This window comes from Variovorax stachyos (assembly GCF_051400855.1).
GTDB lineage: Bacteria > Pseudomonadota > Gammaproteobacteria > Burkholderiales > Burkholderiaceae_C > Variovorax.
In genome coordinates this window covers 1-710 of record NZ_JBLFFN010000061.1, presented here as the reverse complement: position 1 = coordinate 710, position 710 = coordinate 1, and the positions used below count along the sequence as shown (strand labels likewise).

General features: G+C 69.0%; 1 protein-coding gene. It reads right to left on the bottom strand.

Going from position 1 to position 710, the window contains the following annotated elements:
- On the bottom strand, positions 1-710 hold a 710-nt coding region (locus ACMGEZ_RS29700; RefSeq protein WP_436825865.1), incomplete at both ends, for an autotransporter-associated beta strand repeat-containing protein.

Here is a 710-nt window from a genome sequence, read left to right as displayed (position 1 = left end):
TGTCGATGGTGCCGCCCAGGCCGCCCAGCGTGGTGGCGCGATTCATGGCGATGGCGGGGGTGGTCTGCAGCGTGCCGCCATCGAGCGTCAGCGGGCCCGAGGCGGCGCCGAGGTTCTGGTCTTCGGAAACCGACAACGTGCCGCCCCTGACGATGGTGCCGCCGGTGTAGGTGTTGGCACCGGAAAGCGTCAGCGTGCCATCGCCGGTCTTGGTGACCGAGCCGGCGCCGCTGACGAGGCCGGCATATTCCGCGGACGCTGCACTGTTGGGATTGCCGCTGCCCTGGTCGAACACCACGCCGGGCGCGCTGCCCGCGGCAGCAGGCTGCGCAAACGAGATGGCGCCCCTGAACGTGTTGGCATCGCCGCGCAGCGTGCCGTTGGCGATCGACCAGTTCTGGCCGGGAGCGCCGTTGCCCGTCAGCTGCCAGGTACTGGCGCCGTCCTTGGCGAAGTTGGCAAAGCCCACGTACTGCGTGCCGCCGGGCGAAGCCGGCAGGCTGGCCACGATCTTGGACACATCGAACGCGGCTGTCGGATTCGTGTCGCCGCCGAGCCTGAGCGTATCGCCGCCGTTGGTGCTGCCGCTCGTGCTGACCACATTGCCGGTGAAGCTGTAGCCGGCTTGCAGCGTGAGCGTGTTGTTGCCGCCGGAGAAGTCGATGGCGTTCGCGCGCGTCGTGCTATTGCCACTCGGGCCGCCGCTGATG